We start from the raw sequence: 21,844 nt of genomic DNA, 5'->3' as shown, positions 1-21,844 counted from the left end.
TGGTCGTATCAGCGGCCACACTGACACGACAGGAGACGACGTGGGGACCGTAACGATCGGTGTCTCGATCGCGGTCCCGGAGCCTCACGGCAGCGAGCTCCAGCAGCTGCGCGCGGGCTTCGGCGACGCCGCCGCTCACGGCATCCCCACGCACGTCACCCTGCTGCCGCCGACAGAGATCGACGAGGCGTCCCTGCCGGCCGTCGAGGCGCATCTGGCCGAGGTCGCCGCCGCCGGCCGCGCCTTCCCCATGCGGCTGTCCGGCACCGGCACCTTCCGGCCCCTGTCGCCGGTGGTGTTCGTCCAGGTCGTCGCGGGCGCCGAGGCCTGCACGCTGCTCCAGCAGCAGGTCCGCGACCCCGCCGGGCCGGTCAACCGCGAACTGCAGTTCCCGTACCACCCGCACGTCACCGTGGCGCACGGCATCGACGACGCGGCCATGGACCGCGCCTTCGAGGAACTCGCCGGCTACGAGGCCGAGTGGCCCTGCACCGGCTTCGCCCTCTACGAGCAGGGCGCCGACGGCGTCTGGCGCAAGCTCCGCGAGTTCCCCTTCGGCGGCTCGGTGGTCCCCCCGCAGGCCGGGCGGGTGGAGCGCGGCTCCGTGCCCATCCGCTGACCCGCCCGCGGGGTCAGACCGGCAGCCGCCGGAACACCCCGCGCGGCAGGTGCCGCAGCGCCGCCATCACCACGCGCAGCGTCCCCGGCACCCACACCGTCTCCGAGCGGCGCCGCAGCCCCAGCTCCACGGCCGACGCGACCGCCTCGGGTGTGGTCGCGAGCGGCGCCTCGGGCAGACCGGCGGTCATCCGCGTCCGGACGAAGCCGGGGCGTACGACCATGACGTGCACACCCGTGCCGTGCAGCGCGTCGCCCAGGCCCTGCGCGAACGCGTCGAGGCCGGCCTTGCTGGAGCCGTAGATGAAGTTCGCGCGGCGGGCCCGCTCGCCCGCGACGGAGGACATCACGACGAGCGAGCCGTGACCCTGGGACTGGAGCGAGCGGGCGCACACCAGCCCGGCCGAGACCGCGCCTGTGTAGTTGGTCTGCGCGACCCGCACCGCCGCCTCCGGCTCCCGCTCGTCACGGGCCTGGTCGCCGAGCAGCCCGAAGGCGAGCAGCACCATGTCGACGTCGCCCTCGGCGAAGACCTTGCCGAGCACGGCCTCGTGGGAGCCCGGGTCGAGGGCGTCGAAGGCGACGGTGTGCACGTCGGCCCCGAGCCCGCGCAGCTGTCCGGCGGCCTCCTCCAGGGCGGGGGAGGGGCGGCCGGCCAGCCAGACGGTGCGGGTGCGGCGGGCGATCAGCCGGCGGGCGGTCGCCAGCGCGATCTCGGACGTACCGCCGAGGACGAGCAGGGACTGGGGGAGGCCGAAGGCGTCCTTCATGACAGCAGCTCCTAGAGGTTGCTCAGAGACTGAGGCGGCGGGCCAGATCGGACACGAACACCCCGCGCGGGTCCAGCCGGGCGCGCAGTTCGCGGAAGTCGTCGAGGCGCGGGTACATGGCCGCGAGCAGCTCCGGGCGCAGCCGGGCGTCCTTGGCGAGGTAGACGCGCCCGCCGGCGGCGGCGACCTCCTCGTCCAGTTCGTCGAGGAACGCGCCGAGGCCGGGCAGTCCCGCCGGGATGTCCAGGGCCAGCGTCCAGCCCGGCACGGGGAACGACAGCCAGCCCGGGTCGGACTCCCCGAAACGCTTGAGGACGGCCAGGAAGGACGGGCAGCGGCGTTCGGAGATGCGGCGCACGATGCGGCGCAGGGCGTCCTCGTGGCCGTAGCCGACGACGAACTGGTACTGCACGAAGCCGCCCCGGCCATAGACGCGGTTCCAGTGGGGCACGCCGTCCAGCGGGTGGAAGAAGCCCGAGATCCGCTGGAGCCGGCCGGTCCGGGTGCGGGGGGCCTTGCGGTACCACAGCTCGTTGAACAGGCCCACGGTCGTCCGGCTCAGCAGCCCCTCGGGGAGGATCGCGGGGGTGGCCGGGAGGCGGGGGGTGCGGAAGGCCAGCGGCTCACGGCGCAGGCGGGCCGGGAGCGCGTCCAGGGGTGCGTGGTCGCCGCGGGTGAGGACCGCGCGGCCGGTGGCGGCGCCCCGGGCCAGCAGGTCGATCCAGGCGACCGAGTAGCGGTAGCGGTGGTCGGTGGCCGCGAGCCGGGCCATCAGGTCGTCGAGGTCCGTCGCCCGCTCGGTGTCGACCGACATCAGCGAGGTCTCGACCGGCTGGAGCCGGATCGTCGCGGTGAGGATCACGCCGGTCAGGCCCATGCCGCCGGCCGTCGCGTCGAAGAGCGGCGTGCCGGGGATCACCGTGCGGATCTCGCCGTCCGCGGTGAGCAGTTCGAGGGCGAGCACGTGCCGCGCGAAGGAGCCCGAGACGTGGTGGTTCTTGCCGTGGATGTCGGCGCCGATCGCCCCGCCCACGGTGACGTACCGGGTGCCGGGGGTGACCGGCACGAACCAGCCGAGCGGCAGCAGCACCTCCATCAGCCGGTGCAGGGAGACGCCCGCGTCGCACAGCACGGTGCCGCCGTCGGCGTCGATGGCGTGCACCCGGTCCAGCGCCGTCATGTCGAGCACGGACCCGCCCGCGTTCTGCGCAGCGTCCCCGTACGCCCGCCCCAGGCCCCGGGGGATCCCGCCGCGGGCCCCGCAGTCCCGGACGGCCGCCGCGGCCTCCTCGTACGACCGTGGGCGGACCACCCATGCGGCGGTGGGAGCGGTGCGGCCCCAGCCCGTGACGGTGGTGTGGTCCATGCCCATGACGTCCGGGTCGAAATCGGTCTCGGCAGACATGCTTGTGACCGTATCGCCCTGCTGTGAGCGATAAGTTCGAGAACATGGCAACCCTCCCCGAAATGGGTGATTAATGGGATGTCGCTCAATATTGCCGGAGTTCAGGCCTGACGGGCGTGAACAGTGAGTCCACATGGACGACCTCGACGACCTGCACGACATGGACCACCGGATCGTTTCGGCGCTCAGGGAGTGCGGCACCGACCCGCGTGTGGCCGGCGCCGCGCGCGCCCTGTCCTGGGCGGGGGAGCACGCGGCGCTGTGGCTGGCGGCGGGACTCGCCGGAGCCGCCGTCGACGGCGGGCGACGCGGCGCCTGGCTGCGGGGCACGGCCCTCACCGCCGGGGCGCACCTCGTCAGCATGGGAGTGAAACGGGTCGTGCGCCGGCCGCGCCCCGCGCACGTCGAGCCCCTGGTGCGCACGGCCGGCCGGCACTCCTTCCCCAGCTCGCACGCCACCTCCGCGGCGGCCGCCGCCGTCGCCTTCGGCGCCCTGGGCGCCCACGCCGTCCCGCCGCTCGCCGGCCTGGTGTGCGTCTCACGGCTGGTGGCCGGCGTCCACTTCCCCACGGACGTCGCCGCCGGCGCGGCCCTGGGCGCCCTCACGGCCCGGCTCGGCGCCCGCTGGATGCGGGGAGACGCCCACCATGACTGAGACGGCCGTCCTGCGGCAGCGCACGCCCCAGGAGCGGCCCGCACCACCCCGCGTGGGCGGTCTCCTGGCCGGGCTCCTCAGGACCGCGCGCCCCAAGCAGTGGGTCAAGAACGTCCTCGTGGTCGCCGCCCCGGCCGCCGCGGGCGAGCTCTTCTCCCGGCACGCCCTGATCCAACTCGTCCTGATCTTCTGCCTCTTCACCGCCTGCGCCGCCGCCGTCTACCTCGTCAACGACGCCCGCGACGCCGACGCCGACCGCGCCCACCCCGTCAAGCGGCACCGCCCGGTCGCCGCCGGGCAGGTCCCCGTGCCCGTCGCCTACGCCGTCGGCGGTTGCCTCGGCCTCCTCGCGCCCGCCGCCGCGGCCTGGCTGTGCGGCCCGGCCGTCGCCGCGCTGCTGACCGCCTACCTCGCCATGCAACTGGCCTACTGCATCAGCCTCAAGCATGTCCTCGTCGTCGACCTCGCCGTCGTCACCACCGGCTTCCTGATGCGCGCGATGATCGGCGGACTCGCCCTCGGCATTCCGCTGTCGCGCTGGTTCCTGATCACCACCGGCTTCGGCGCGCTGTTCATGGTGTCGGCCAAGCGCTACTCGGAAGCCGTCCAGATGGCCGGAGAAGCGGGCGCCACCCGGGCGTTGCTCACCGAGTACACCACCGGCTACCTCCGCTTCGTCTGGCAGCTCGCGGCCGGTGTCGCCGTCCTCGGCTACTGCCTGTGGGCCATGGAGGAGGGCGGCGTCCCGCACACCAGCGTGCTGCCCTGGCGCCAACTCTCCATGGTCGCCTTCATCCTGGCGGTCCTCCGGTACGCCGTCTTCGCCGACCGCGGCACGGCCGGCGAACCCGAGGACGTCGTCCTGGGCGACCGCGCGCTCGCACTCATCGGCGTGGCCTGGGTGGCGATGTACGGCCTGGCCGTGGCGAACTGGTGACCACGCGCGCGTGGCGGAGCCCCACGCTCCCGGCCCGCCGGGAACTGATCGGTTTCGCCGGCGTCGGCCTCCTCGCCTACGCCGTCGACCTCGCCCTGTTCACCGCCCTGCGCGGGCCCGCCGGACTCGATCCGCTCCCCGCCAAGTCCCTGTCCTTCCTGGCCGCCTGCACGGTCGCCTACGCGGGCAACGCCCTCGGCCCCTACCGGACCACGCGCGCACCGGGCCTGCGCCCGTTCGCCGTGTTCTTCGCGGTGAACCTCGCCGGAGCCGCCGTCCAGCTGCTCTGCCTGGCCGTCAGCCACTACGGTCTCGGACTCACCTCGCAGCGAGCGGACACGGTCTCCGGCGCTGTCATCGGTATGGCACTGGCCACAGTCCTGCGGTTCTGGGGTACCCGTACATGGGTGTTCCGGGCGGAGGGCAGAGTCGGATCATGGACTGGCTGAAAAAGCTACCGGTGATCGGGCCGTGGGCGGAACGGCTGATGATCACGCACGCGTGGCGGTCGTACGAGCGGCTGGACCGTGTGAAGTGGACGCGGCTGGCCGCAGCGATGACCTTCAGGAGTTTCGTCGCACTGTTCCCGCTGCTGACGGTGTCCGCCACCATCGCCGCCGCCACGCTGAGCACGGGGCAGGAGGAGAAGCTCCAGGACAAGCTCGCCGAGCAGGTCCCCGGCATCTCCGACCAGCTGGACATCGCCGGCCTCGTGGACAACGCCGGCACGATCGGCCTCATCGCGGGCGCCCTGCTGTTCTTCACGGGCGTCAGCTGGGCCGGCTCGATGCGCGAGTGCCTGCGGGCGGTGTGGGACCTCGACGACGAGGAGGAGGAGAACCCCGCCCTGCGCTACGGCAAGGACGCGGGGGTCCTGCTCGGCCTCGGCGGCGCGCTGCTCGTCACCATCGCCGCCTCCGCCGTCGCCTCCGCGATGATCGGCTGGACCACCCGGCAACTCGGCATCGACGAGGGCGGCTGGGGCGGAGTCCTGCTGCACATCGCCGCGTTCCTGATCGCCGTCCTCGCCAACTTCCTGCTCCTGCTCTACGTCCTCACCCTGCTGCCCGGCGTCGAGCCGAGGCGCCACCGCCTCTTGGTGGCGGCGCTGACCGGCGCCATCGGCTTCGAACTGCTGAAGCTGCTGCTCAGCGGCTATCTGCAGGGCGTGGCGGCGAAGAGCATGTACGGCGCGTTCGGCGTGCCCGTCGCGCTGCTGCTGTGGATCAACTTCACCTCGAAGCTGGTGCTGTTCTGCGCCTCCTGGACGGCGACGCAGAGCAAGGAGGACGAAGTCCCGGGCCTCACGGACGAGTCCGGCGGCGCACCAGATCCGGCAGCGGCCAGCGGCGGTTGACCAGGAACGCGCCGCCCGCGAGCAGCACCAGCACCCCGCCCGTGATGCCGAGCGCCGTCCCGATGCCGCTGGTGGCGTCCGCGGCCGGGGCGCCGGCCACCGGCTTCGAACCGGTCCCGGCCGTGGCGCTGCCGCCGTCCCCGGAGCCGCCGGCCTCGCCGGAGGGGTTCGCGCCGGGCTGGTCACCGGCCGGGGCGGCACCCTTGGGCGGCACCAGCTCGCCCACCGGCTGCACCTTCCCGGCCGCCTTGAAGCCCCAGTCGAACAGCCGGGCCGTCTCCTTGTAGACCTCGTTGTGCTCGGCCTTCGACGGGTTCATCACCGTCACCAGCAGCACCTTGCCGCCGCGCTCGGCGACGCCGGTGAAGGTGGCGCCCGCGTTCGTGGTGTTGCCGTTCTTGACGCCCGCGATGCCCTGGTAGACGTCCACGTCCACGTCACCGGCCAGCAGCCGGTTGGTGTTCCGGATCTCGAAGGGCTTGCGGACCTTCTTGCCCTTCTTGTCCTTCTTCGTCTGGCCCGGGAACTTCGCGGTGACCGTCGAGGCGTACTCGCGGAAGTCCTTCTTCTGCATCCCGGAGCGGGCGATCAGCGTCAGGTCGTAGGCCGACGACACCTGCCCCTCGGCGTCGTAGCCGTCCGGGCTGACGACGTGCGTGTCGAGGGCCTGGAGCTCCTCGGCGTGCTCGTTCATCTCCTTGACGGTGTTCTCGACGCCCTTGTTCATCGCGGACAGCACGTGCACGGCGTCGTTGCCGGACTGCAGGAAGACGCCCAGCCACAGGTCGTGGACCGAGTACGTCTCGTCCTCCTTTATCCCGACCATGCTGGAGCCGGGGCCGATGCCGGCCAGGTCGGAGGGCACGACCTTGTGCTGGGTGTCCCTGGGGAACTTCGGCAGCAGCGTGTCCGCGAACAGCATCTTCAGCGTGCTGGCCGGAGCGAGGCGCCAGTGCGCGTTGTGCGAGGCCAGCACGTCACCGGACTCGGCGTCGGCCACGATCCAGGAGCGGGCGCTCAGGTCCTTCGGCAGCACCGGCACGCCGCTCGCCAGGTTCACCTGCGTCCCCGGCTTGCCGAGCCGGGCGCCGCCCACCGTCGACATCGACGCGGGGGGAGTGGCCGACGGGCTCGCGCTCGCCGACGGGCTGCCCGAGGGCTTCGGGGCGGCGACGGCGGCGGGCGCGGCCAGGGCGAGGGACGACAGGACGGCGGAGGTGACCAGCAGGGATCGCCTGGTGGTCTTCTTCGGAGCGGGCACGGTCGGAAACGTACATGCCGTACGGGGGGAAGTCCCGCCTCCGGCCCCACCCCGCGAACGGAACCGGACAGGCCCTGGCGATACTGGGTGCATGAAGCTCAGCCGCCCCGTCTCCTGGTTCCTGCTCGCCTTCGGGGTGTGGAGCTGGGTCATCTGGATCACTTTCGTCAAGAACCTGGTCGCGGACGGCAGCGGGCTCGCCTTCGACGACGGCCGTCCCACGGCCTACTTCTGGGTGCACCTGCTGCTCGCCGTCGTCTCCTTCGTATTGGGGACGGTCGTCGGGGCCATCGGGTTGCGTGGTCTGCGCGCACTGCGCCGGACGTCATAGGGCTCTCGGGAGACACGGCACCGTGGTCATCGTTTTCGTACTCGTCGCCGTGCTGGTCCTGGCCGTCGTCGTGACGGCCAACTGGTACGTGTGGCGCCGCCTGTTCCGCGACACGACCCGCGGCCCGGGCCTGACGCGCCGGGCGGGCGCGGTCCTGATCGCCGGCGGCTGGGTCCTGGCGATCACGGCCCTGGTCGCCGAGCGCTCGGGCGCCCCGTTCTGGCTCCAGCAGGTCCTCGCCTGGCCGGGCTTCCTGTGGCTGGCCCTGTCGATATACCTGCTGCTGGCGGTGCTGGCCGGCGAAATCGTCAGACCCCTGCTGCGCCGCTTCCTGGAACACCGCGCGAGACGAACGGACCAGGGCGCACAGCCCGGCCGGGCGGCGTCCGCGGCCCCCGACTCCCCGGCGAACCCCACTCCCACCACGGCTACGACAGCCCCCCGGGGCAACGAGGGCACGGCCCCCGCCGCGCAGCCCGACGGCGGTGGTGACGCGGCCTCTACCGCGACCGCCGTGCCTGCGGCCGGCACGCGGGCGGTCGGAGGCGCGGCCCCCGCAGCCGCTTCGCGGCGCGATGGTGGCGTCGGCGCGCCCGCTGCGCCGCAGGCTGACGGCAGCGGTGCGGCCCCCGCGTCCGAGACCGCGGCAGGTCCCCGGCCGGGCGGCGCGACCGCCCACACACCCGCGTCCGCAGCCGCTTCGCAGTCCGACCGCGGCATCTCCGCGACTGTCCTCCAGCCGGAGATCGGGGCGGGTCCGGACGCGGCGCCCGAGGCGTCCCCGGAGCCGGCCGGCGCCGCCACTCTCACCCCCACCGGCCCCTCCCGTCGCCTCTTCGTCTCCCGCGTCGTCGCCGGGGCCGCCGCGGCCGCCGCCGTCGGGACCGTGGGGTACGGGACGTACGGCGTGCTGCGCGGGCCGAAGGTCAAGCGGGTCACCGTGCCCCTGGCCAAGCTGCCGCGCGCCGCGCACGGGTACCGGATCGCCGTGGTCAGTGACGTGCACCTCGGCCCGGTCCTGGGACGCGGCTTCGCGCAGAAGGTCGTCGACACGATCAACTCGACCCAGCCCGACCTGATCGCGGTCGTCGGCGACCTGGTCGACGGCAGCGTGAAGGACCTGGGCCCGGCGGCCGCCCCGCTCGCGCAGCTGAGGGCCCGTCACGGCTCCTACTTCGTCACCGGCAACCACGAGTACTTCTCCGGCGCCGAGCAGTGGGTCGAGGAGGTCCGCCGCCTGGGCATCGACCCCCTGGAGAACGCCCGCCGGGAGATGCCCCACTTCGACCTGGCCGGCGTCAACGACGTGGCCGGGGAGGAGGAGGGCCAGGGCCCCGACTTCGCGAAGGCGCTCGGCGACCGGGACACTTCACGCGCGTGCGTTCTGCTCGCCCACCAGCCCGTCCAGATCCACGACGCCGTCGAGCACGGCGTCGACCTCCAGCTCTCCGGCCACACCCACGGCGGCCAGCTCTGGCCCGGCAACCTCATCGCCTCCGGCGCCAACCCCACCCTCGCGGGCCTGGACCGCTACGGCGACACCCAGCTCTACGTCTCGCGCGGCGCCGGCGCCTGGGGCCCGCCCACCCGCGTGGGCGCACCCTCGGACATCACCGTCATCGAGCTCGCGTCGAAGCAGGCCTGACCGCGGCTCCTGTGGGAGTGCTGTGAAACCACCCCGAATCGCCCATCGGTAAGTTCTTTCCCAACTCATCAGATCTCCCTTCCCCCTGCTCAAAATCCTGTGATTGTGTGATCCCGCCACGAAGGGTGTGGCATACGCACAAGGGCCTCAACGGGCCTCACAGGGCCTGGGGAGGGCAAAGCCGATGCGATCGGTTCGCATACGGATACTCGCGGGGCTGCTCGTCCTGGCAGCCGCCGGCGTGGGCGCCTGGCAGCTCCTGCCGTCGAAGGGCGACGCGAAGACCATCACGGTCGGCACGACGGACGGCGTCACCTCGCTCGACCCCGCCGGCGCCTACGACGCGGGCTCCTGGGCGCTGTTCAGCAACGTCTTCCAGTCGCTGCTGACCTTCGCACCGGGCGGCACCGCCCCCGTGCCGGACGCGGCGAAGAGCTGCGCGTTCGTCCGGGGCGACCTCACCACCTACCGCTGCGCGCTGCGCGACGGCCTCACCTTCCCGAGCGGCCGGACGATGAACGCCGAGGACGTGAAGTACTCCTTCGACCGGATCCTGAAGATCAAGGCCCCGGTCGGCCCGGCGTCCCTGTTCGGCACGCTCGGCTCCGTCGATGCCGACGGGATGACCGTCACCTTCCACCTGACCTCGCCGGACGCGACGTTCCCCTTCAAGGTGGCCACCGGCGCCGGTTCGATCGTCGACCACACCGCGTACCCGGCCGGCAAGCTGCGCACCGGCGACCGCGTCGACGGCACGGGCCCGTACACCCTCACCTCGTACACGAAGGACCGGGACGCGGTCCTCGCGCCCAGCCGGCACTACCGGGGCGCCGTCAGCGGCACTGGCAAGCCCGTCGAACTGCGCTACTACGCGACCCCCGAGGCTCTCGACACCGCGTGGAAGGACAAGCAGGTCGAGGTCGCCACCGACCAGCTGCCGCCCGGCGTCCTGGCCGGTCTCAACCCGAGCGACCCCACCCAGCGCGTCTACGAGGCCGACGGGTCCGAGACCCGCAATCTGTACTTCAACACCCGCGCGGGCAAGCCGCTGCACGAGCCGAAGGTCCGCCGGGCCATCGCCTGGCTCATCGACCGCGAGCGGCTGGCCGCCACCGTCTACGACGGCACCGTCGATCCGCTGTACTCCCTGATCCCGGCCGGTCTCACCGGGCACACCGCCTCGTTCTTCGACGACTATCCGAAGCCGGACCCGGAGAAGGCCCGGCAGCTGCTCACCCAGGCCGGTGTGAGCCTGCCGGTGCACTTCACCTACGGCTACGCCGAGGGCCGCGGGGCAGGCGAGCAGGAGGGCGCCGAGATCAAGAAGGAGCTGGAGGCGAGCGGCCTCTTCAAGGTCACCCTCAAGGGCTACGAGTGGACGGCCTTCCAGAAGCAGTGGGCGAGCGGCAAGCTCGACGCGTACGCCGTCGGCTGGGTCGCCGACTTCCCCGACCCGGACACCTTCGGCGCCGCGCTCGTCGGCACCGGCAGCGCCATGAACACCGGCTACAGCAGCAAGACCGTCGACCGGCTCATCAAGGACAGCCGGCGCTTCGCGGAGCGGACCGAGGCCGACCAGGACTTCCGCTCGGTGCAGCAGACCGTCGCCCAGGACGTCCCGGTGCTGCCGCTGTGGCAGGCCAAGGAGTACGTCGTCACCACCGAGGACGTCGGCGGCGGCCAGTACCTGTCGGACGGCACGGGCGTGTTCCGCCTGTGGAGCCTGACCGCGCTCTGACGTCCCGCCCGGCCGCGGCTCAGGGGTCGGTGCGCCGCCGGGCCGCCGGATCGGGGATGGCGTTCGTCATCCCCGGCAGGAACTCCGTGAACAGTTCGTGCACCTCACGCACGAGCGGCCGCAGCACCCGGAAGCGGGCCAGGGCGACGCCCCGCGCGGTGAGCCGGGCGCCCCGCTCGGCCAGCCGGTAGCTGCGCTCGCGCCCCTCGGTACGGTCGAAGATCCAGTACAGGACGAGCCCCATCTGGGACAGCCACATCAACTCGGGCAGGACGTCCCGCAGTTCCTCGGGCACCTTGGTCTTGGTGGCTCCGGCGAGCACCTCCCGGTGAACGCTGATGGCCTCCTCGCGCGCGTGCTCCGACTCGGGCGAGAAAGGGCTCAGCGGGCTGTCGGGGTCGGCGGCGTTCTTGAAGAACTGCACCGCGAACTCGTGGTAGGGCGCGGCGATGTCCAGCCAGGCCCGCAGCACGCCCGCCAGCCGGGCCTCCAGGTCGCGCTCCCGGTCCAGGATCTCCCGGACCGCCACCTGGTGCTCGGCGGCGATCCGGTCGTAGAAGCCCTGGATCAGATGTTCCTTGCCGGCGAAGTAGTAGTAGGCGTTGCCGACGGAGACGCCGGCCTCCTTGGCGATGGCCCGCATCGTCGTCTTGTCGTAGCCGCGCTCCTGGAACAGCCGCATGGCCGTCTCCAGGATCAGGGCGCGGGTCTGCTCGGACTTGGTGGGGGTGGCGCCGTCGTCGGGGCCGTCGTTCATCGCGGGCACGGGAAGAGAGCCTAACGTCAGCGCCGGTGCGGCTACCGGGGGGCGCAGGTGCCGTCGGCGCAGCCCGGCGCGGTGTAGCTCCATCCGCTGCCGGGGGCGTACGACCAGCCGTCCGCGCGCCGGTACACCTGACCGCCCCACGGCGCGCCGCCGCGCTGCCCCTGCGCCCCGCGCCACTTGGCGGCGGCGAGCACCGCGCCCTTGGCCAGCCGGGTACCGGCCGGGGTGCTCAGCCGGTGGGCGAGCGGCCGGTGCTCGCGCAGCGCCCACAGGGTGACCACCCAGGCGGCGGGGCCCCGGTAGACCTGCCCGGCGTCGCCGATGACGGTGATCTCGTCGAGGGTGGCTCCGTGATCGAGGCCGGGGAAGCGCCGCCGGGCCTCCTCGGAGGCGGCCGGGACCAGCTCCAGCGGCACCAGCTTCGGCTGCCGCAGGAGCCAGTCGCGCAGGAACGCGCACAGGGAGCACTCGGCGTCGTACAGGACGGTGAGCCGGCGGACCGGGGCGGTGGCGTTCATGCCGGTCTCCGCTCAGGCCTGCGCCTGCGGGGCGACCCAGCCCTGCGGCGGCACCGGCGGGACCTGCTCCCGCTCCATGGCGCCCCGGCGCCGGATCCGGTTGAGCACGTAGACGTTGGCCAGGTGCATCACGCCGAGCACCAGCAGCACCACGCCGAGCTTGGTTGACAGGGCCTCGAAGATGCCGCGCGCGTCGGTGATGGTCTCGTCGTCGCTCAGGTACAGCGCGACGAACCCGAGGTTGACGAGGTAGAAGCCGACCACCAGGAGGTGGTTGACGGCGTCGGCGAGCTTCTCGTTGCCGTGCAGCACGTCGGCGAGGAAGACCCTCCCGTTGTGGCTGAGCGTGCGGGCCACCCAGACGGTCAGGCCGATGCTGACCAGCAGGTAGATGACGTAGGCGATGACCGTGCGGTCCATAGCCCCACCCTTCTTGAACACGTTCAAAACGCTGTCGGGGATGACTCTAGACCTACTTTTGAACATGTTCAACATGGTGGTGCGGGGCGATTGTCAGTGGTGACTCATACGGTCGTCGGCACATCCTGCGCGGACGCCCACGCCCGATCAACGACATGTGGATCGCGGCCTGCGCCCTCACCTACGACCTGCCGCTGGCCACGCTCAACCTCAAGGACTACGAGGACCTCCGAACCCACCACGGTCTGCGCATCCTCGGCACGGAGTAGCCGCCGGCGCAGCCAGACAGGGCTCCCCGAAGAGGCAGCGGCCCGTAACCAGGCTGACCGGAAACGGGCTGTCGGCGCGTCGCCTCCGACAGGGAGCGAAGCTGGCCCTCTGCGAGCGGCGAACCCGTCCCGCCCCGGCCCGGCCGCCCCCCCGACTGCCTGACTGGCGGACGCACGAACCTTGCCGCACGCAGACCGAGGGCCGCACGAAAAGGCGCGGCCGTAGTTGGACGCGGAGTTCGCGGCCGAGGCCCGGAGGGCGAACGGGCGACCTGCAGCGTGCCGTTGGACGTGTCAGTGGTCCACCTGCGGCCTTCGGTGACCGGGCCGAGGGGAACGCGGTCGAAAGTCACGCATGCGAGGACCGGGGAGGGGCTGGCCGAGGCGGTGGGGGATACCAGGAGCAGCGCGGCGGCCGTGGCCACGAGCGCGACGGCGGCTTTCCTCAGGGGCGTCATGGACGTCGGTCTGGTGACACCCAGTTCCCTCAGTCACATGAGCCGCACAACCGCAGGCCGAGAATCAATTCCGATCCGGCCGATTCTGAGCGCTGCCACTCAGTCGCTCGTCCTAGCCTGGCCGGCCTTGAGGATCTCCGCCACGTCGAGAGTCACCTTCGCGCCGATGGAGTCCGGGAGAGTGACGAGCTCGCCGGGGGCGTGAGGGCGGTGGTTCTCGTAGCCGCTTCCCACCGGGTCCGTCAGGACGTGGAGGCGCTGGTGCTTGCGGTCGACGACGACGTAGACGGGAACCTTGGCCTCGGCGTAGGCGGCGACCTTGGTCTTGAGGTCGTCCTTCCAGTTGCCGGAGGTGACCTCCAGGACGAGACGGAAGCAGGCCGGGTCGTAGGCGTTGTTCTCGACGAGGTGGTCGTCGATGTCGGCGTCCACCACCACGAGGTCGGGGATGGCGTAGTCCTCGGCGCCGGTGGGGAGCCATAGTCCTACGTTCTGCAGGGTCTCGGTCTCTCCGCCGTGTAGGCCGGCGGCGATGAACGGGATCATGAGGCCCGTCAGGGCTCGGGCGTGAGGCGCATCCGGGGACGGGGTCACGAGGAGATGGCCTCCGATGATCTCGACGCGGTAGCCCGGATGGCGCTCCATGATCTCGTCGGCGATGGTCCTGAGGGTGACCGGCTCTTCGTCGTGGAAGGGCTGCTCGACGGAAGCTGCGGACATCAGGTGCCTCCTGGGAACTGGTGTCGAGAGCATCATCGTAGGTCGGACACCCCCCGCGCGTCCGGTCCCGGACTCGTTCACCCGATGGTGCGGCATATGCCAGAGGGCCCCGTCTCCAGCGAAAACGAGGCCCTCATCAGCAACCGGCGAGGCTCAGTAGCGGCGCGTGATCAGCGCCCGCTTCACCTCGGCGATGGCCTTCGTGACCTCGATGCCGCGCGGGCAGGCGTCCGTGCAGTTGAAGGTCGTGCGGCAGCGCCACACGCCGTCGCGGTCGTTCAGGATCTCCAGGCGCTGCTCGCCGGCCTCGTCGCGCGAGTCGAAGATGAAGCGGTGCGCGTTGACGATGGCGGCCGGGCCGAAGTACTGGCCGTCGTTCCAGAAGACCGGGCACGACGTGGTGCAGGCGGCGCAGAGGATGCACTTCGTCGTGTCGTCGAAGCGCTCGCGGTCCTCGGCCGTCTGGAAACGCTCACGCGTCGGCTCGTTCGTGTCCTTCGTGATGAGGAAGGGCATGACGTCGCGGTACGCCTGGAAGAAGGGCTCCATGTCGACCACGAGGTCCTTCAGGACCGTGAGGCCCTTGATGGCCTCGACCATGATCGGCTTCTCGGGGTTGATGTCCTTGATCAGCGTCTTGCAGGCGAGGCGGTTCTTGCCGTTGATCCGCATGGCATCGGAGCCGCAGATGCCGTGCGCGCAGGAGCGGCGGAACGTCAGCGTGCCGTCCAGGTCCCACTTGATCTTGTGGAGGGCGTCGAGGACACGCTCCTTCGGGTCGATCTCCACCTGGAAGTCTTCCCAGACCGCCTCGGCCGCGACCTCCGGGTTGAACCGGCGGATGCGGAAGGTGACCGTGATGTAGGGGGAGTCGGCGAAACCGGGCTCGGGCTTGCCGGCCGCGTCTTCCTTGTCCAGAACAGGGGTAGCCATCAGTACTTACGCTCCATCGGCTGGTAGCGGGTCTGGACGACCGGCTTGTAGTCGAGACGGACGGTTTCGGAACCGTCGGCGCCGACCTCGCGGTACGCCATGGTGTGCCGCATGAAGTTGACGTCGTCGCGGTTCGGGTAGTCCTCGCGGTAGTGACCGCCGCGGGACTCCTTGCGGGCCAGCGCGGAGACCGCCATGACCTCGGCGAGGTCGAGCAGGTTGCCCAGCTCGATGGCCTCCAGCAGGTCCGTGTTGAACCGCTTGCCCTTGTCCTGGATCGCCACGTTCTTGTAGCGCTCGCGCAGCTCCGCGATCTTCTCGACCGCCGTCTTGATCGTCTGCTCGGTGCGGAACACCATGACGTTGGCGTCCATGGTCTCCTGCAGCTCGCGCCGCAGCTCCGCCACCCGCTCGTTGCCGGTGGCGTCGCGCAGCCGCTCCACCTGCGCCACGACGAGCTCCGCCGGGTTCTCCGGCAGCTCGACGAACTCCGCCTTCTGCGCGTACTCCGCGGCCGCGATACCGGCGCGCTTGCCGAAGACGTTGATGTCCAGCAGCGAGTTCGTGCCGAGGCGGTTGGCGCCGTGCACGGACACGCAGGCGACCTCGCCCGCGGCGTACAGGCCGGGAACGACCGTGGTGTTGTCCGCCAGGACCTCACCCTCGACGTTGGTCGGGATGCCGCCCATGGCGTAGTGCGCGGTGGGCTGGATCGGGATCGGGTCCGTGTAGGGCTCGATGCCGAGGTAGGTGCGCGCGAACTCCGTGATGTCCGGGAGCTTCGCGTCCAGCTGCTCCGGCGGGAGGTGCGTGAGGTCGAGGTAGACGTGGTCGCCCTCGGGACCGCAGCCGCGGCCCTCACGGATCTCCGTGTAGATGGAGCGGGACACGACGTCACGGGACGCGAGGTCCTTCATGACCGGCGCGTACTTCTCCATGAAGCGCTCGCCGTCCTTGTTGCGGAGGATGCCGCCCTCACCGCGGGCGCCCTCCGTCAGCAGGATGCCCATGCGCCAGATGCCGGTCGGGTGGAACTGGAAGAACTCCATGTCCTCCAGCGGCAGCCCGCGGCGGTAGACGGCCGCCTGGCCGTCACCGGTCAGCGTGTGTGCGTTCGACGTCACCTTGAAGAACTTGCCGCAGCCGCCGGACGCGTAGACCACGGACTTCGCCTGGAAGACGTGGATCTCGCCCGTGGCGAGTTCGTACGCCACGACGCCCGCCGACTTTTTGACGCCGTCGACCTCGGTGATCAGCTGGTCCAGGACGTAGAACTCGTTGTAGAACTCCACGCCCTCCTTGACGCAGTTCTGGTACAGCGTCTGGAGGATCATGTGGCCGGTGCGGTCGGCCGCGTAGCAGGAACGGCGGACCGGGGCCTCGCCGTGGTTGCGGCTGTGACCGCCGAAGCGGCGCTGGTCGATGGTGCCGTTCGGGGTCCGGTTGAACGGCAGGCCCATCTTCTCCAGGTCGAGGACGGAGTCGATGGCCTCCTTCGCCAGGATCTCGGCGGCGTCCTGGTCGACCAGGTAGTCACCGCCCTTGACCGTGTCGAAGGTGTGCCACTCCCAGTTGTCCTCCTCCACGTTGGCCAGCGCGGCGGCCATGCCGCCCTGCGCGGCGCCCGTGTGGGAGCGGGTGGGGTACAGCTTCGTCAGGACCGCGGTGCGGCTGCGCTTCGTGGACTCGATGGCCGCGCGCATGCCCGCGCCACCGGCGCCGACGATGACGGTGTCGTACTTGTGGATCTTCATGATTCTCGCAGCCCCGTGCCTAGCGGATGTTCGGGTCGAAGGTGAAGATCACCAGCGTGCCCAGCAGGATGGTGAACACCGTGGCCGTGTAGAGCAGGCCCTTGAGCCACAGCCGGGTGTTCGCGCGCTCCGCGTAGTCGTTGATGACCGTGCGCAGGCCGTTGGCGCCGTGCAGCATGGCGAGCCACAGCATCAGCAGGTCCCAGACCTGCCAGAACGGGGACGCCCAGCGGCCGGCCACGAAGGCGAAACCGATCTTGGAGACGCCGCCGTCCAGCACGAGCTGGATCAGCAGGTGGCCGAGGACCAGGACGACCAGCACGACGCCCGACAGGCGCATGAAGAGCCAGGCGGCCAGCTCGAAGTTGCCCCGGGTGCTCTTCGGGGTCTTCTTGGTGCGCTGGCGCGGGGCCTCGATGAAGGGCGCCGGGTTGTCGACGGTGTAGACGGCGCCGCCCTCGACGGGGCCGACGCCGGCGGCGGTCTTCTCAGACGTGGACATTGGCGTCAGCTCCCGAACAGTTCACGAGCGGCGTGGCCGAGGACGGGGTAGATGGCCCCGAGCATCAGCACGACCCACAGGGCGACGACGGTCCAGAGCATCTGCTTCTGGTAGCGGGCACCCTTGATCCAGAAGTCGACAGCGATGACGCGCAGGCCGTTGAGCGCGTGGAAGAGGATGGCGGCGACGAGGCCGTACTCCAGCAGCGCGACGATCGGCGTCTTGTACGTGGCCACGACGGTGTCGTAGGCCTCCGGGGACACACGGACGAGGGCGGTGTCCAGCACGTGAACGAACAGGAAGAAGAAGATGAGGACGCCGGTGACTCGGTGAGCCACCCAGGACCACATTCCTTCCCGGCCGCGGTACAGCGTTCCAGCCGGCACGGAAGTTTCCTCCGGGAGCGGGGATTGGGGCCGCGCCGGCTTGGTGTGTCGGTCGGGCCCGGCCGGGTACGGTCCACCGGCCCCCAGCATCGTAGCGATGCGCTGCGGCCGGGCTGCGCCGGGGTCCCTGGGTGTGATCAAACTGGCACGCAAAGAGGTACTGGTGGGCTAGTGCGGCTCAGGGGGCAGGAGGTGTTTCCGGGACGCCGGGTGCGAGCCGTCAGTGGTTGCTCGCGCAGTTCTCCGCGCCCCTCAACGCGTCCACCAGCCGTTCCTTCGCCAGGCGCCGCAGCTCATCGGCCACCACCGTCCGCTCCTCCTCGGGATCGTTCGCCAATCGTGACCGGATGGCTTCGAGGAGCCGGTCCAGGGTCTCGGACGGGGACAGACCGTTCAGGCAGATGACGAACACGTGTCCGAAGCGGGCCTCGTAGGCCGCGTGGGCCGCGCTGAGGGCGGTGTGGGCCGCGGCGTAGGCGTCCGGTGGGAGGGCGGGCAGCGGCTCGGCCGCCAGCGCTTCCGTGAGGTCGGGCCAGGTCAGGTCGTATGCCGCCTCATCCGCGGCGGCCAGCAGGGAGTCCACGTCCGGGTAGGGGCGGTGGTCCGCGACGCGCCGGGCCCAGCGGAGGCTGTACAGGCAGGACAGGAGGGCCTTCTCCAGCTCCTGTGCGGAGGCTGCGTTGAAATGCTCCACCGGTATGGCGAGTCGGCCGGGGAGGTCTGGGAGACGGTGCGCAGGCAGCGTGGGTCCTCGTGGGCGTCACGTGTGTCAGCAGGGCGAGCTGTGAGAGATGTGACGTCACGCTATCGAGTACGACCATGACGTGTCCGAAGGATGCCTGAATTTCACCCGCGAGGGAGAGAATCGGCACGCGTGGTGGACGCGCGCCATCCGGCCCCGGGTTTTAGGTTGGCTGAGTGAGTCAGCACAGGCGCCGGACTTCGGCGAAGCAGGAGAAACAGCGGCAGGTGCTGGTCGTGGCCATGGCTGTAGCCCTGGTCGTGGTCGCGGCCGGGGTGAGTCTCGGGCTCTGGGCGGCCTCGGGCGGCGACGGCGGGTCCACCGGCCCGCAGGCCAGGTCCTCGCAGGGGGCCACGGCGGCAGCGCCCCCTGACCAGGCGCCGGAGGCGGCTCCGACCCCCAGTCCGACGCGCTCCTACCCCCTGTCCGAGGCACCCCGCACCATCCCCGCCGTGCGCGATCACGAACCGGCGCGCGGTCCGGGCTGGAAGCCCGAGAAGGGCAACCGGGTGGTCGTGGACGACCCGGCGCTGGCCGACGAGGGCCGGCTGGTCGCGGGCGAGCTGGGCATGGCCTACGCGGGCGAGAAGGGCGACAAGAAGGCCGGGGACCTGCGGCTGGCGCTGAACGGCGACAAGGGCGCGAACCCGGAGTCGTACACGATGACCGTGCGCGACGGGCGCGTGGAGATCGAAGGGCCGTCCGACGCAGGGGTCTTCTACGGCACCCGCACGCTCAAGCAGGAGACCCACGACGGCGGCACGGCACCCGAGGGCGTCGTGAAGGACGAGCCGGCCAAGCCGCAGCGCGGGTTCATGCTGGACATCGCGCGCAAGAACTTCACGGCAGGCTGGATCGAGGACCGCGTCCGGGAACTGGGCGACCTGAAGTTCAACCAGCTGGGGCTGCACTTCTCCGACGACCAGGGCTTCCGGATCGAGTCCTCCTCCCACCCCGAGATCGTCTCGCAGCAGCACCTGACCAAGGCCCAGGTGCGGAAGATCATCGACCTGGCGCGGAGCCGGCACATCACGATCGTCCCCGAGATCGACTCGCCCGGGCACCTCGGCGCGGTCCTCGACGCCCACCCCGGCCTCCAGCTGCGCAGCGCGCAGGGTTCGGCGGTGCAGGGCGCCATCGACATCTCCAAGGCCGAGAGCGCCGAGATCGTCGACGACCTGCTCAACGAGTACGCCGACCTCTTCCCCGGCGGGCCGTGGCACCTCGGCGGCGACGAGTACCAGGCGCTGACCCGGTCGAACCCGGAGGCGTCGTTCCCGCAGCTGGCCGCGGCCGCCCGGGAGCGGTACGGCTCCGGCGCGACGGTCGCCGACCTCACGACCGGCTGGCTCAACGACCGGGCCGACACCGTGCGCAAGCATCAGCGCGTCCCGCGCGCCTGGAACGACGGCTTCTTCCGCGGCACCTCCGTCCAGGCCGCCGAGGACATCCAGGTGGCCTACTGGACGGGCAAGGAGATCGGCGCCCGGGCTCCCCTGGAGTACCTGGAGGCGGGCCGCAAGGTGATCAACTACAACGACGAGTTCCTGTACTACGTGCTCGGCGAGCCGCAGACCTTCGTCTACCCGACGGGCCAGCGGATCTACGAGCAGTGGACACCGCGGGTGCTGCGCGGCACCGCGGCCGTCCCGGCGCGCTACGACGGCCAGATCCTCGGCGGCTCGTTCGCCGTCTGGTGCGACCTCGCGAACTCCCAGACGGAGTTCCAGGTCGCGGCCGGGATCCGGATGCCGTTGCGGGCGACCGTCCAGAAGTTGTGGGACCCGGACAGGCCCGAGCTGTCCTGGACGGAGTTCCGGGCGCTGGCGGACAGGCTCGGCTGACCGGAACGAATTGGCGCATACGGCTGCGAACTCCCGTACGGCTGTGGTGGTCTTCTGGCGCGAGTGCAGTCGAATATGCCGGGGGGAACCGGGACATGGGCTACTGGGGATATTTCGTCGTGGGCCGGGGGGAGCGGCCGCTGCCGGAGCTGGAGGCGCTGGCGGGGGCCGGGGAGGGGCCGACGCAGCGCGCCTCGGCGCCGGGCGGATGGCAGGTGTGGGAGTACCCGAGCAGCGACGGCGACATCGGGAACATGAACGCCCTGGCCCGGGAGACCGGGGCGCCCGCGCTCTTCGGGTACGTCATGAACAGCGAGTGCGTGGTGCTGGAGGCCGCGGCTCCGCAGAGCGGGGCGTGGACGACCTGCCTCGCGCGCTCCGCGATGGCCGGGTACCTGGGGGCGGGCCGCGAGGGCCTCACGCTGGAGGACTACTTCCTGGAGCCCGCTGACGCCGCCGAGCGCGCCGTGCGCTGGGCCGCCGAGGCGGGGAGCGAAGTGAACGCCGACGCCTTGGTGGACGTACTGACTTCAGACCCCGATCCCCTGGCCGAAAACCTCTTGTTCCGCTTCCTCGACAGACTGGGCGTGGTGCCCCTGTGACACTCCGGGGCCGTTGCGCGCAGTAAGGGGAAGTGCGGGTTCCGTGAGGGGTGAGGGCTGGTGGCGGCCTGATCGGGCCCCGGAGAAGACCCGCGGAGGGAGGCGTGGATGAGCCTGGTGGAGTTGATCGCACAGGCCGACGAACGTGGGCTGGCCGCGAGCGGACTGGCTTGTCTCGATCGGTGCGTGCCCCTGCTGGGCGGCGACGACGAGACCCTGCGGCCGGTGTGGGCGAGCCTCGGCGACGACGCCGGTGCCGGCGAGTGGGGCGAGCGGCTGGTGCAGGCGCGCTGCAAGCTGGACGCGGCCGGCGCCGGGGAGGAGGCGGCCGTGCTCGCCCACCGGATGCTGGAGGCCGCTCCCGCCGAGCGCTCCGCAGCGGGACTCCGGGTGTGGGCCGACGCCTGCTCCGTCGCCTCCCTGCAGATCCACCGGCTCCTGGACACCGCCCAGGACGAGGCCTCGTCCGTCGACTCCCGCCGCGAGGGCCGTACGGACGGCATGTCACCCCTGGTCGCCGCCGAACTGCGCCGCCAGGTCGTCGTCCTGGAGGTCCTGGCCGGACACGGGCCGGCCGGGCTGCGCCGGGCACTGGAGGTGTCGACCGAGGGGCGGCGGGTACTGCGCGCGGTGGTCTCCCGCCGGAGCCGGCAGCAGGGCTGACGGAGCGGGCCTCTGGGGGCCCACGGGCCTAAACCCCGTTCCTGGAAGAGTCCTGTGACTGTCCCTTGGGCGAGGTGGGGTGGTCCTGCGCCGCTTCGGGGAAGTCGTCGATTCCGGGTGACGAAACGCTTCGCCGCAGCGCTTTCCGGGATGTGACGACTCAAGCGGAGACCAGGCCATCGGCGGCTGCGAAGCCGCTGCGATGGGCGGCGGACACAGTGGCGACGATGCGCGAGGGAGCACGGCTGCGCCTCGACTACTCGGCACAGAGTCTGTGGAGCATCGACCGGATGATCGAGGGGATACGGCGGGAAGGAGCGCCCGAGGCCGCGGTCCATCAGGTACTGCGCGGCTTCGGCGCCTACACCGGTGAGGTGATCGTGCGTCAGACCGGCGCCGAATGGTGGGCGACCGGCGGCGACCACTGGATCCGCACTCCCGACGGGCGCCTGTGGGACCCCATCGACGAGGCCCGCCGCTGCTACGCCGGCCACGGCTCGCTGCGGTTGCTGTGCCGGGACGCGGTGAGCGCCGGGCCCCGGCCGTAGCG

The 21,844-nt window shown here is 71.3% G+C and carries 24 protein-coding genes; 12 read left to right on the top strand and 12 right to left on the bottom strand.

Features of this window, described 5'->3' with window-relative positions; genetic code table 11:
- The first annotated feature begins 40 nt into the window (after nt 1-40).
- Nucleotides 41-619, top strand: a complete 579-nt coding sequence (locus OO68_RS26120) for a 2'-5' RNA ligase family protein (RefSeq protein WP_033311458.1) — start codon at nt 41-43, stop codon at nt 617-619.
- Between the two features lie 13 nt (nt 620-632).
- Here OO68_RS26120 and dprE2 read toward each other — a convergent pair whose 3' ends face one another.
- Both dprE2 and dprE1 read right to left on the bottom strand, forming a co-directional pair.
- Complete coding sequence (gene dprE2 / locus OO68_RS26115; protein ID WP_033311457.1) at nt 633-1,388, bottom strand: decaprenylphospho-beta-D-erythro-pentofuranosid-2-ulose 2-reductase; 756 nt, start codon at nt 1,386-1,388, stop codon at nt 633-635.
- Between the two features lie 22 nt (nt 1,389-1,410).
- Nucleotides 1,411-2,793: a decaprenylphosphoryl-beta-D-ribose oxidase gene (gene dprE1, locus OO68_RS26110; protein WP_033311456.1), complete on the bottom strand. Its 1,383-nt coding sequence runs from the start codon at nt 2,791-2,793 to the stop codon at nt 1,411-1,413.
- Nucleotides 2,794-2,926: 133 nt separating this feature from the next.
- Here dprE1 and OO68_RS26105 point away from each other — a divergent pair, with 133 nt between their 5' ends.
- Genes OO68_RS26105 through OO68_RS26090 form a run of 4 tightly spaced genes read left to right on the top strand, consistent with a single transcriptional unit; the run spans nt 2,927 to nt 5,742 of the window.
- Nucleotides 2,927-3,448: a phosphatase PAP2 family protein gene (locus OO68_RS26105; protein WP_033311452.1), complete on the top strand. Its 522-nt coding sequence runs from the start codon at nt 2,927-2,929 to the stop codon at nt 3,446-3,448.
- A complete protein-coding gene (locus OO68_RS26100; RefSeq protein WP_033311450.1) occupies nt 3,441-4,385 on the top strand; it encodes a decaprenyl-phosphate phosphoribosyltransferase in 945 nt (314 codons plus the stop codon). Before OO68_RS26105 ends, OO68_RS26100 begins: the two co-directional genes overlap by 8 nt.
- A complete protein-coding gene (locus tag OO68_RS26095) occupies nt 4,382-4,834 on the top strand; it encodes a GtrA family protein (protein WP_051814807.1) in 453 nt (150 codons plus the stop codon). Before OO68_RS26100 ends, OO68_RS26095 begins: the two co-directional genes overlap by 4 nt.
- Nucleotides 4,822-5,742 (top strand): YihY/virulence factor BrkB family protein, encoded by a 921-nt coding sequence (locus tag OO68_RS26090; RefSeq protein WP_033311449.1) that lies wholly within the window; start codon nt 4,822-4,824, stop codon nt 5,740-5,742. Before OO68_RS26095 ends, OO68_RS26090 begins: the two co-directional genes overlap by 13 nt.
- Here OO68_RS26090 and OO68_RS26085 read toward each other — a convergent pair.
- Entirely contained in the window at nt 5,690-7,003 is a 1,314-nt protein-coding gene (locus OO68_RS26085; protein ID WP_033311447.1) for a D-alanyl-D-alanine carboxypeptidase family protein, read from the bottom strand. The genes OO68_RS26090 and OO68_RS26085 overlap by 53 nt on opposite strands.
- Nucleotides 7,004-7,094: 91 nt before the next feature.
- On the opposite strand from OO68_RS26085, the gene OO68_RS26080 reads away from it, so the two are divergent.
- The 3 genes from OO68_RS26080 to OO68_RS26070 all read left to right on the top strand — a co-directional run bounded on the left by OO68_RS26080 (nt 7,095) and on the right by OO68_RS26070 (nt 10,717).
- Nucleotides 7,095-7,334 (top strand): SCO4848 family membrane protein, encoded by a 240-nt coding sequence (locus OO68_RS26080; RefSeq protein WP_033311445.1) that lies wholly within the window; start codon nt 7,095-7,097, stop codon nt 7,332-7,334.
- 22 nt (nt 7,335-7,356) lie between these two features.
- Entirely contained in the window at nt 7,357-8,979 is a 1,623-nt protein-coding gene (locus tag OO68_RS26075) for a metallophosphoesterase (RefSeq protein WP_033311444.1), read from the top strand.
- Nucleotides 8,980-9,163: 184 nt separating this feature from the next.
- Nucleotides 9,164-10,717: an ABC transporter substrate-binding protein gene (locus OO68_RS26070; protein ID WP_033311442.1), complete on the top strand. Its 1,554-nt coding sequence runs from the start codon at nt 9,164-9,166 to the stop codon at nt 10,715-10,717.
- Between the two features lie 19 nt (nt 10,718-10,736).
- Here OO68_RS26070 and OO68_RS26065 read toward each other — a convergent pair whose 3' ends face one another.
- From OO68_RS26065 to OO68_RS26025, 9 genes are all read right to left on the bottom strand, one after another.
- Nucleotides 10,737-11,483, bottom strand: coding sequence for a TetR/AcrR family transcriptional regulator (locus OO68_RS26065; RefSeq protein ID WP_033311441.1), 747 nt, complete (start codon nt 11,481-11,483; stop codon nt 10,737-10,739).
- A gap of 32 nt (nt 11,484-11,515) precedes the next feature.
- Nucleotides 11,516-12,001, bottom strand: coding sequence for a thiol-disulfide oxidoreductase DCC family protein (locus OO68_RS26060; RefSeq protein WP_033311439.1), 486 nt, complete (start codon nt 11,999-12,001; stop codon nt 11,516-11,518).
- Between the two features lie 12 nt (nt 12,002-12,013).
- Nucleotides 12,014-12,421 (bottom strand): hypothetical protein, encoded by a 408-nt coding sequence (locus OO68_RS26055; RefSeq protein ID WP_033311437.1) that lies wholly within the window; start codon nt 12,419-12,421, stop codon nt 12,014-12,016.
- An 826-nt stretch (nt 12,422-13,247) separates the two neighbouring features.
- A complete protein-coding gene (locus OO68_RS26050; protein ID WP_033311436.1) occupies nt 13,248-13,868 on the bottom strand; it encodes a Uma2 family endonuclease in 621 nt (206 codons plus the stop codon).
- Nucleotides 13,869-14,021: 153 nt separating this feature from the next.
- A complete protein-coding gene (locus OO68_RS26045) occupies nt 14,022-14,801 on the bottom strand; it encodes a succinate dehydrogenase iron-sulfur subunit (RefSeq protein WP_033311434.1) in 780 nt (259 codons plus the stop codon).
- Nucleotides 14,801-16,555, bottom strand: coding sequence for a succinate dehydrogenase flavoprotein subunit (gene sdhA / locus OO68_RS26040; RefSeq protein WP_033311432.1), 1,755 nt, complete (start codon nt 16,553-16,555; stop codon nt 14,801-14,803). Before sdhA ends, OO68_RS26045 begins: the two co-directional genes overlap by 1 nt.
- A 19-nt stretch (nt 16,556-16,574) precedes the next feature.
- Nucleotides 16,575-17,057, bottom strand: a complete 483-nt coding sequence (locus tag OO68_RS26035) for a succinate dehydrogenase hydrophobic membrane anchor subunit (RefSeq protein ID WP_033311431.1) — start codon at nt 17,055-17,057, stop codon at nt 16,575-16,577.
- A 5-nt stretch (nt 17,058-17,062) separates the two neighbouring features.
- Entirely contained in the window at nt 17,063-17,443 is a 381-nt protein-coding gene (gene sdhC, locus OO68_RS26030) for a succinate dehydrogenase, cytochrome b556 subunit (RefSeq protein ID WP_031107855.1), read from the bottom strand.
- 220 nt (nt 17,444-17,663) lie between these two features.
- Complete coding sequence (locus OO68_RS26025; RefSeq protein WP_033311429.1) at nt 17,664-18,137, bottom strand: 2-oxo-4-hydroxy-4-carboxy-5-ureidoimidazoline decarboxylase; 474 nt, start codon at nt 18,135-18,137, stop codon at nt 17,664-17,666.
- Between the two features lie 290 nt (nt 18,138-18,427).
- Between OO68_RS26025 and OO68_RS26020 the strand changes: the two genes are divergently transcribed.
- The 4 genes from OO68_RS26020 (at nt 18,428) to OO68_RS26005 (ending at nt 21,842) form a co-directional block, all read left to right on the top strand.
- Nucleotides 18,428-20,029: a beta-N-acetylhexosaminidase gene (locus tag OO68_RS26020; protein ID WP_033311642.1), complete on the top strand. Its 1,602-nt coding sequence runs from the start codon at nt 18,428-18,430 to the stop codon at nt 20,027-20,029.
- A gap of 95 nt (nt 20,030-20,124) precedes the next feature.
- Nucleotides 20,125-20,631 carry a hypothetical protein gene (locus tag OO68_RS26015; protein ID WP_033311428.1) on the top strand — a complete coding sequence of 169 codons (507 nt, stop codon included), beginning with the start codon at nt 20,125-20,127 and terminating at the stop codon, nt 20,629-20,631.
- Nucleotides 20,632-20,739: 108 nt separating this feature from the next.
- On the top strand, nt 20,740-21,294 hold the full coding sequence (locus OO68_RS26010) for a hypothetical protein (protein WP_033311427.1): 555 nt from the start codon (nt 20,740-20,742) through the stop codon (nt 21,292-21,294).
- A gap of 152 nt (nt 21,295-21,446) precedes the next feature.
- Entirely contained in the window at nt 21,447-21,842 is a 396-nt protein-coding gene (locus OO68_RS26005; RefSeq protein ID WP_078625451.1) for a hypothetical protein, read from the top strand.
- The last annotated feature ends 2 nt before the right edge of the window (nt 21,843-21,844 follow it).

Source organism: Streptomyces iakyrus (assembly GCF_000717055.1).
GTDB lineage: Bacteria > Actinomycetota > Actinomycetes > Streptomycetales > Streptomycetaceae > Streptomyces > Streptomyces iakyrus.
Note: the sequence above shows the minus strand (reverse complement) of the source record. Positions and strands in the feature narration are given on the sequence as shown.

Coding starts and splice junctions, on each gene's coding strand:
- dprE2 (WP_033311457.1), bottom strand. CDS start 1,388: ATGAAGGACGCCTTCGGCCTCCCCCAGTCCCTGCTCGTCCTCGGCGGT.
- dprE1 (WP_033311456.1), bottom strand. CDS start 2,793: ATGTCTGCCGAGACCGATTTCGACCCGGACGTCATGGGCATGGACCAC.
- OO68_RS26105 (WP_033311452.1), top strand. CDS start 2,927: ATGGACGACCTCGACGACCTGCACGACATGGACCACCGGATCGTTTCG.
- OO68_RS26100 (WP_033311450.1), top strand. CDS start 3,441: ATGACTGAGACGGCCGTCCTGCGGCAGCGCACGCCCCAGGAGCGGCCC.
- OO68_RS26090 (WP_033311449.1), top strand. CDS start 4,822: ATGGACTGGCTGAAAAAGCTACCGGTGATCGGGCCGTGGGCGGAACGG.
- OO68_RS26080 (WP_033311445.1), top strand. CDS start 7,095: ATGAAGCTCAGCCGCCCCGTCTCCTGGTTCCTGCTCGCCTTCGGGGTG.
- OO68_RS26070 (WP_033311442.1), top strand. CDS start 9,164: ATGCGATCGGTTCGCATACGGATACTCGCGGGGCTGCTCGTCCTGGCA.
- OO68_RS26060 (WP_033311439.1), bottom strand. CDS start 12,001: ATGAACGCCACCGCCCCGGTCCGCCGGCTCACCGTCCTGTACGACGCC.
- OO68_RS26055 (WP_033311437.1), bottom strand. CDS start 12,421: ATGGACCGCACGGTCATCGCCTACGTCATCTACCTGCTGGTCAGCATC.
- OO68_RS26050 (WP_033311436.1), bottom strand. CDS start 13,868: ATGTCCGCAGCTTCCGTCGAGCAGCCCTTCCACGACGAAGAGCCGGTC.
- OO68_RS26045 (WP_033311434.1), bottom strand. CDS start 14,801: ATGGCTACCCCTGTTCTGGACAAGGAAGACGCGGCCGGCAAGCCCGAG.
- sdhA (WP_033311432.1), bottom strand. CDS start 16,555: ATGAAGATCCACAAGTACGACACCGTCATCGTCGGCGCCGGTGGCGCG.
- OO68_RS26035 (WP_033311431.1), bottom strand. CDS start 17,057: ATGTCCACGTCTGAGAAGACCGCCGCCGGCGTCGGCCCCGTCGAGGGC.
- OO68_RS26020 (WP_033311642.1), top strand. CDS start 18,428: ATGGCTGTAGCCCTGGTCGTGGTCGCGGCCGGGGTGAGTCTCGGGCTC.
- OO68_RS26015 (WP_033311428.1), top strand. CDS start 20,125: ATGGGCTACTGGGGATATTTCGTCGTGGGCCGGGGGGAGCGGCCGCTG.
- OO68_RS26010 (WP_033311427.1), top strand. CDS start 20,740: ATGAGCCTGGTGGAGTTGATCGCACAGGCCGACGAACGTGGGCTGGCC.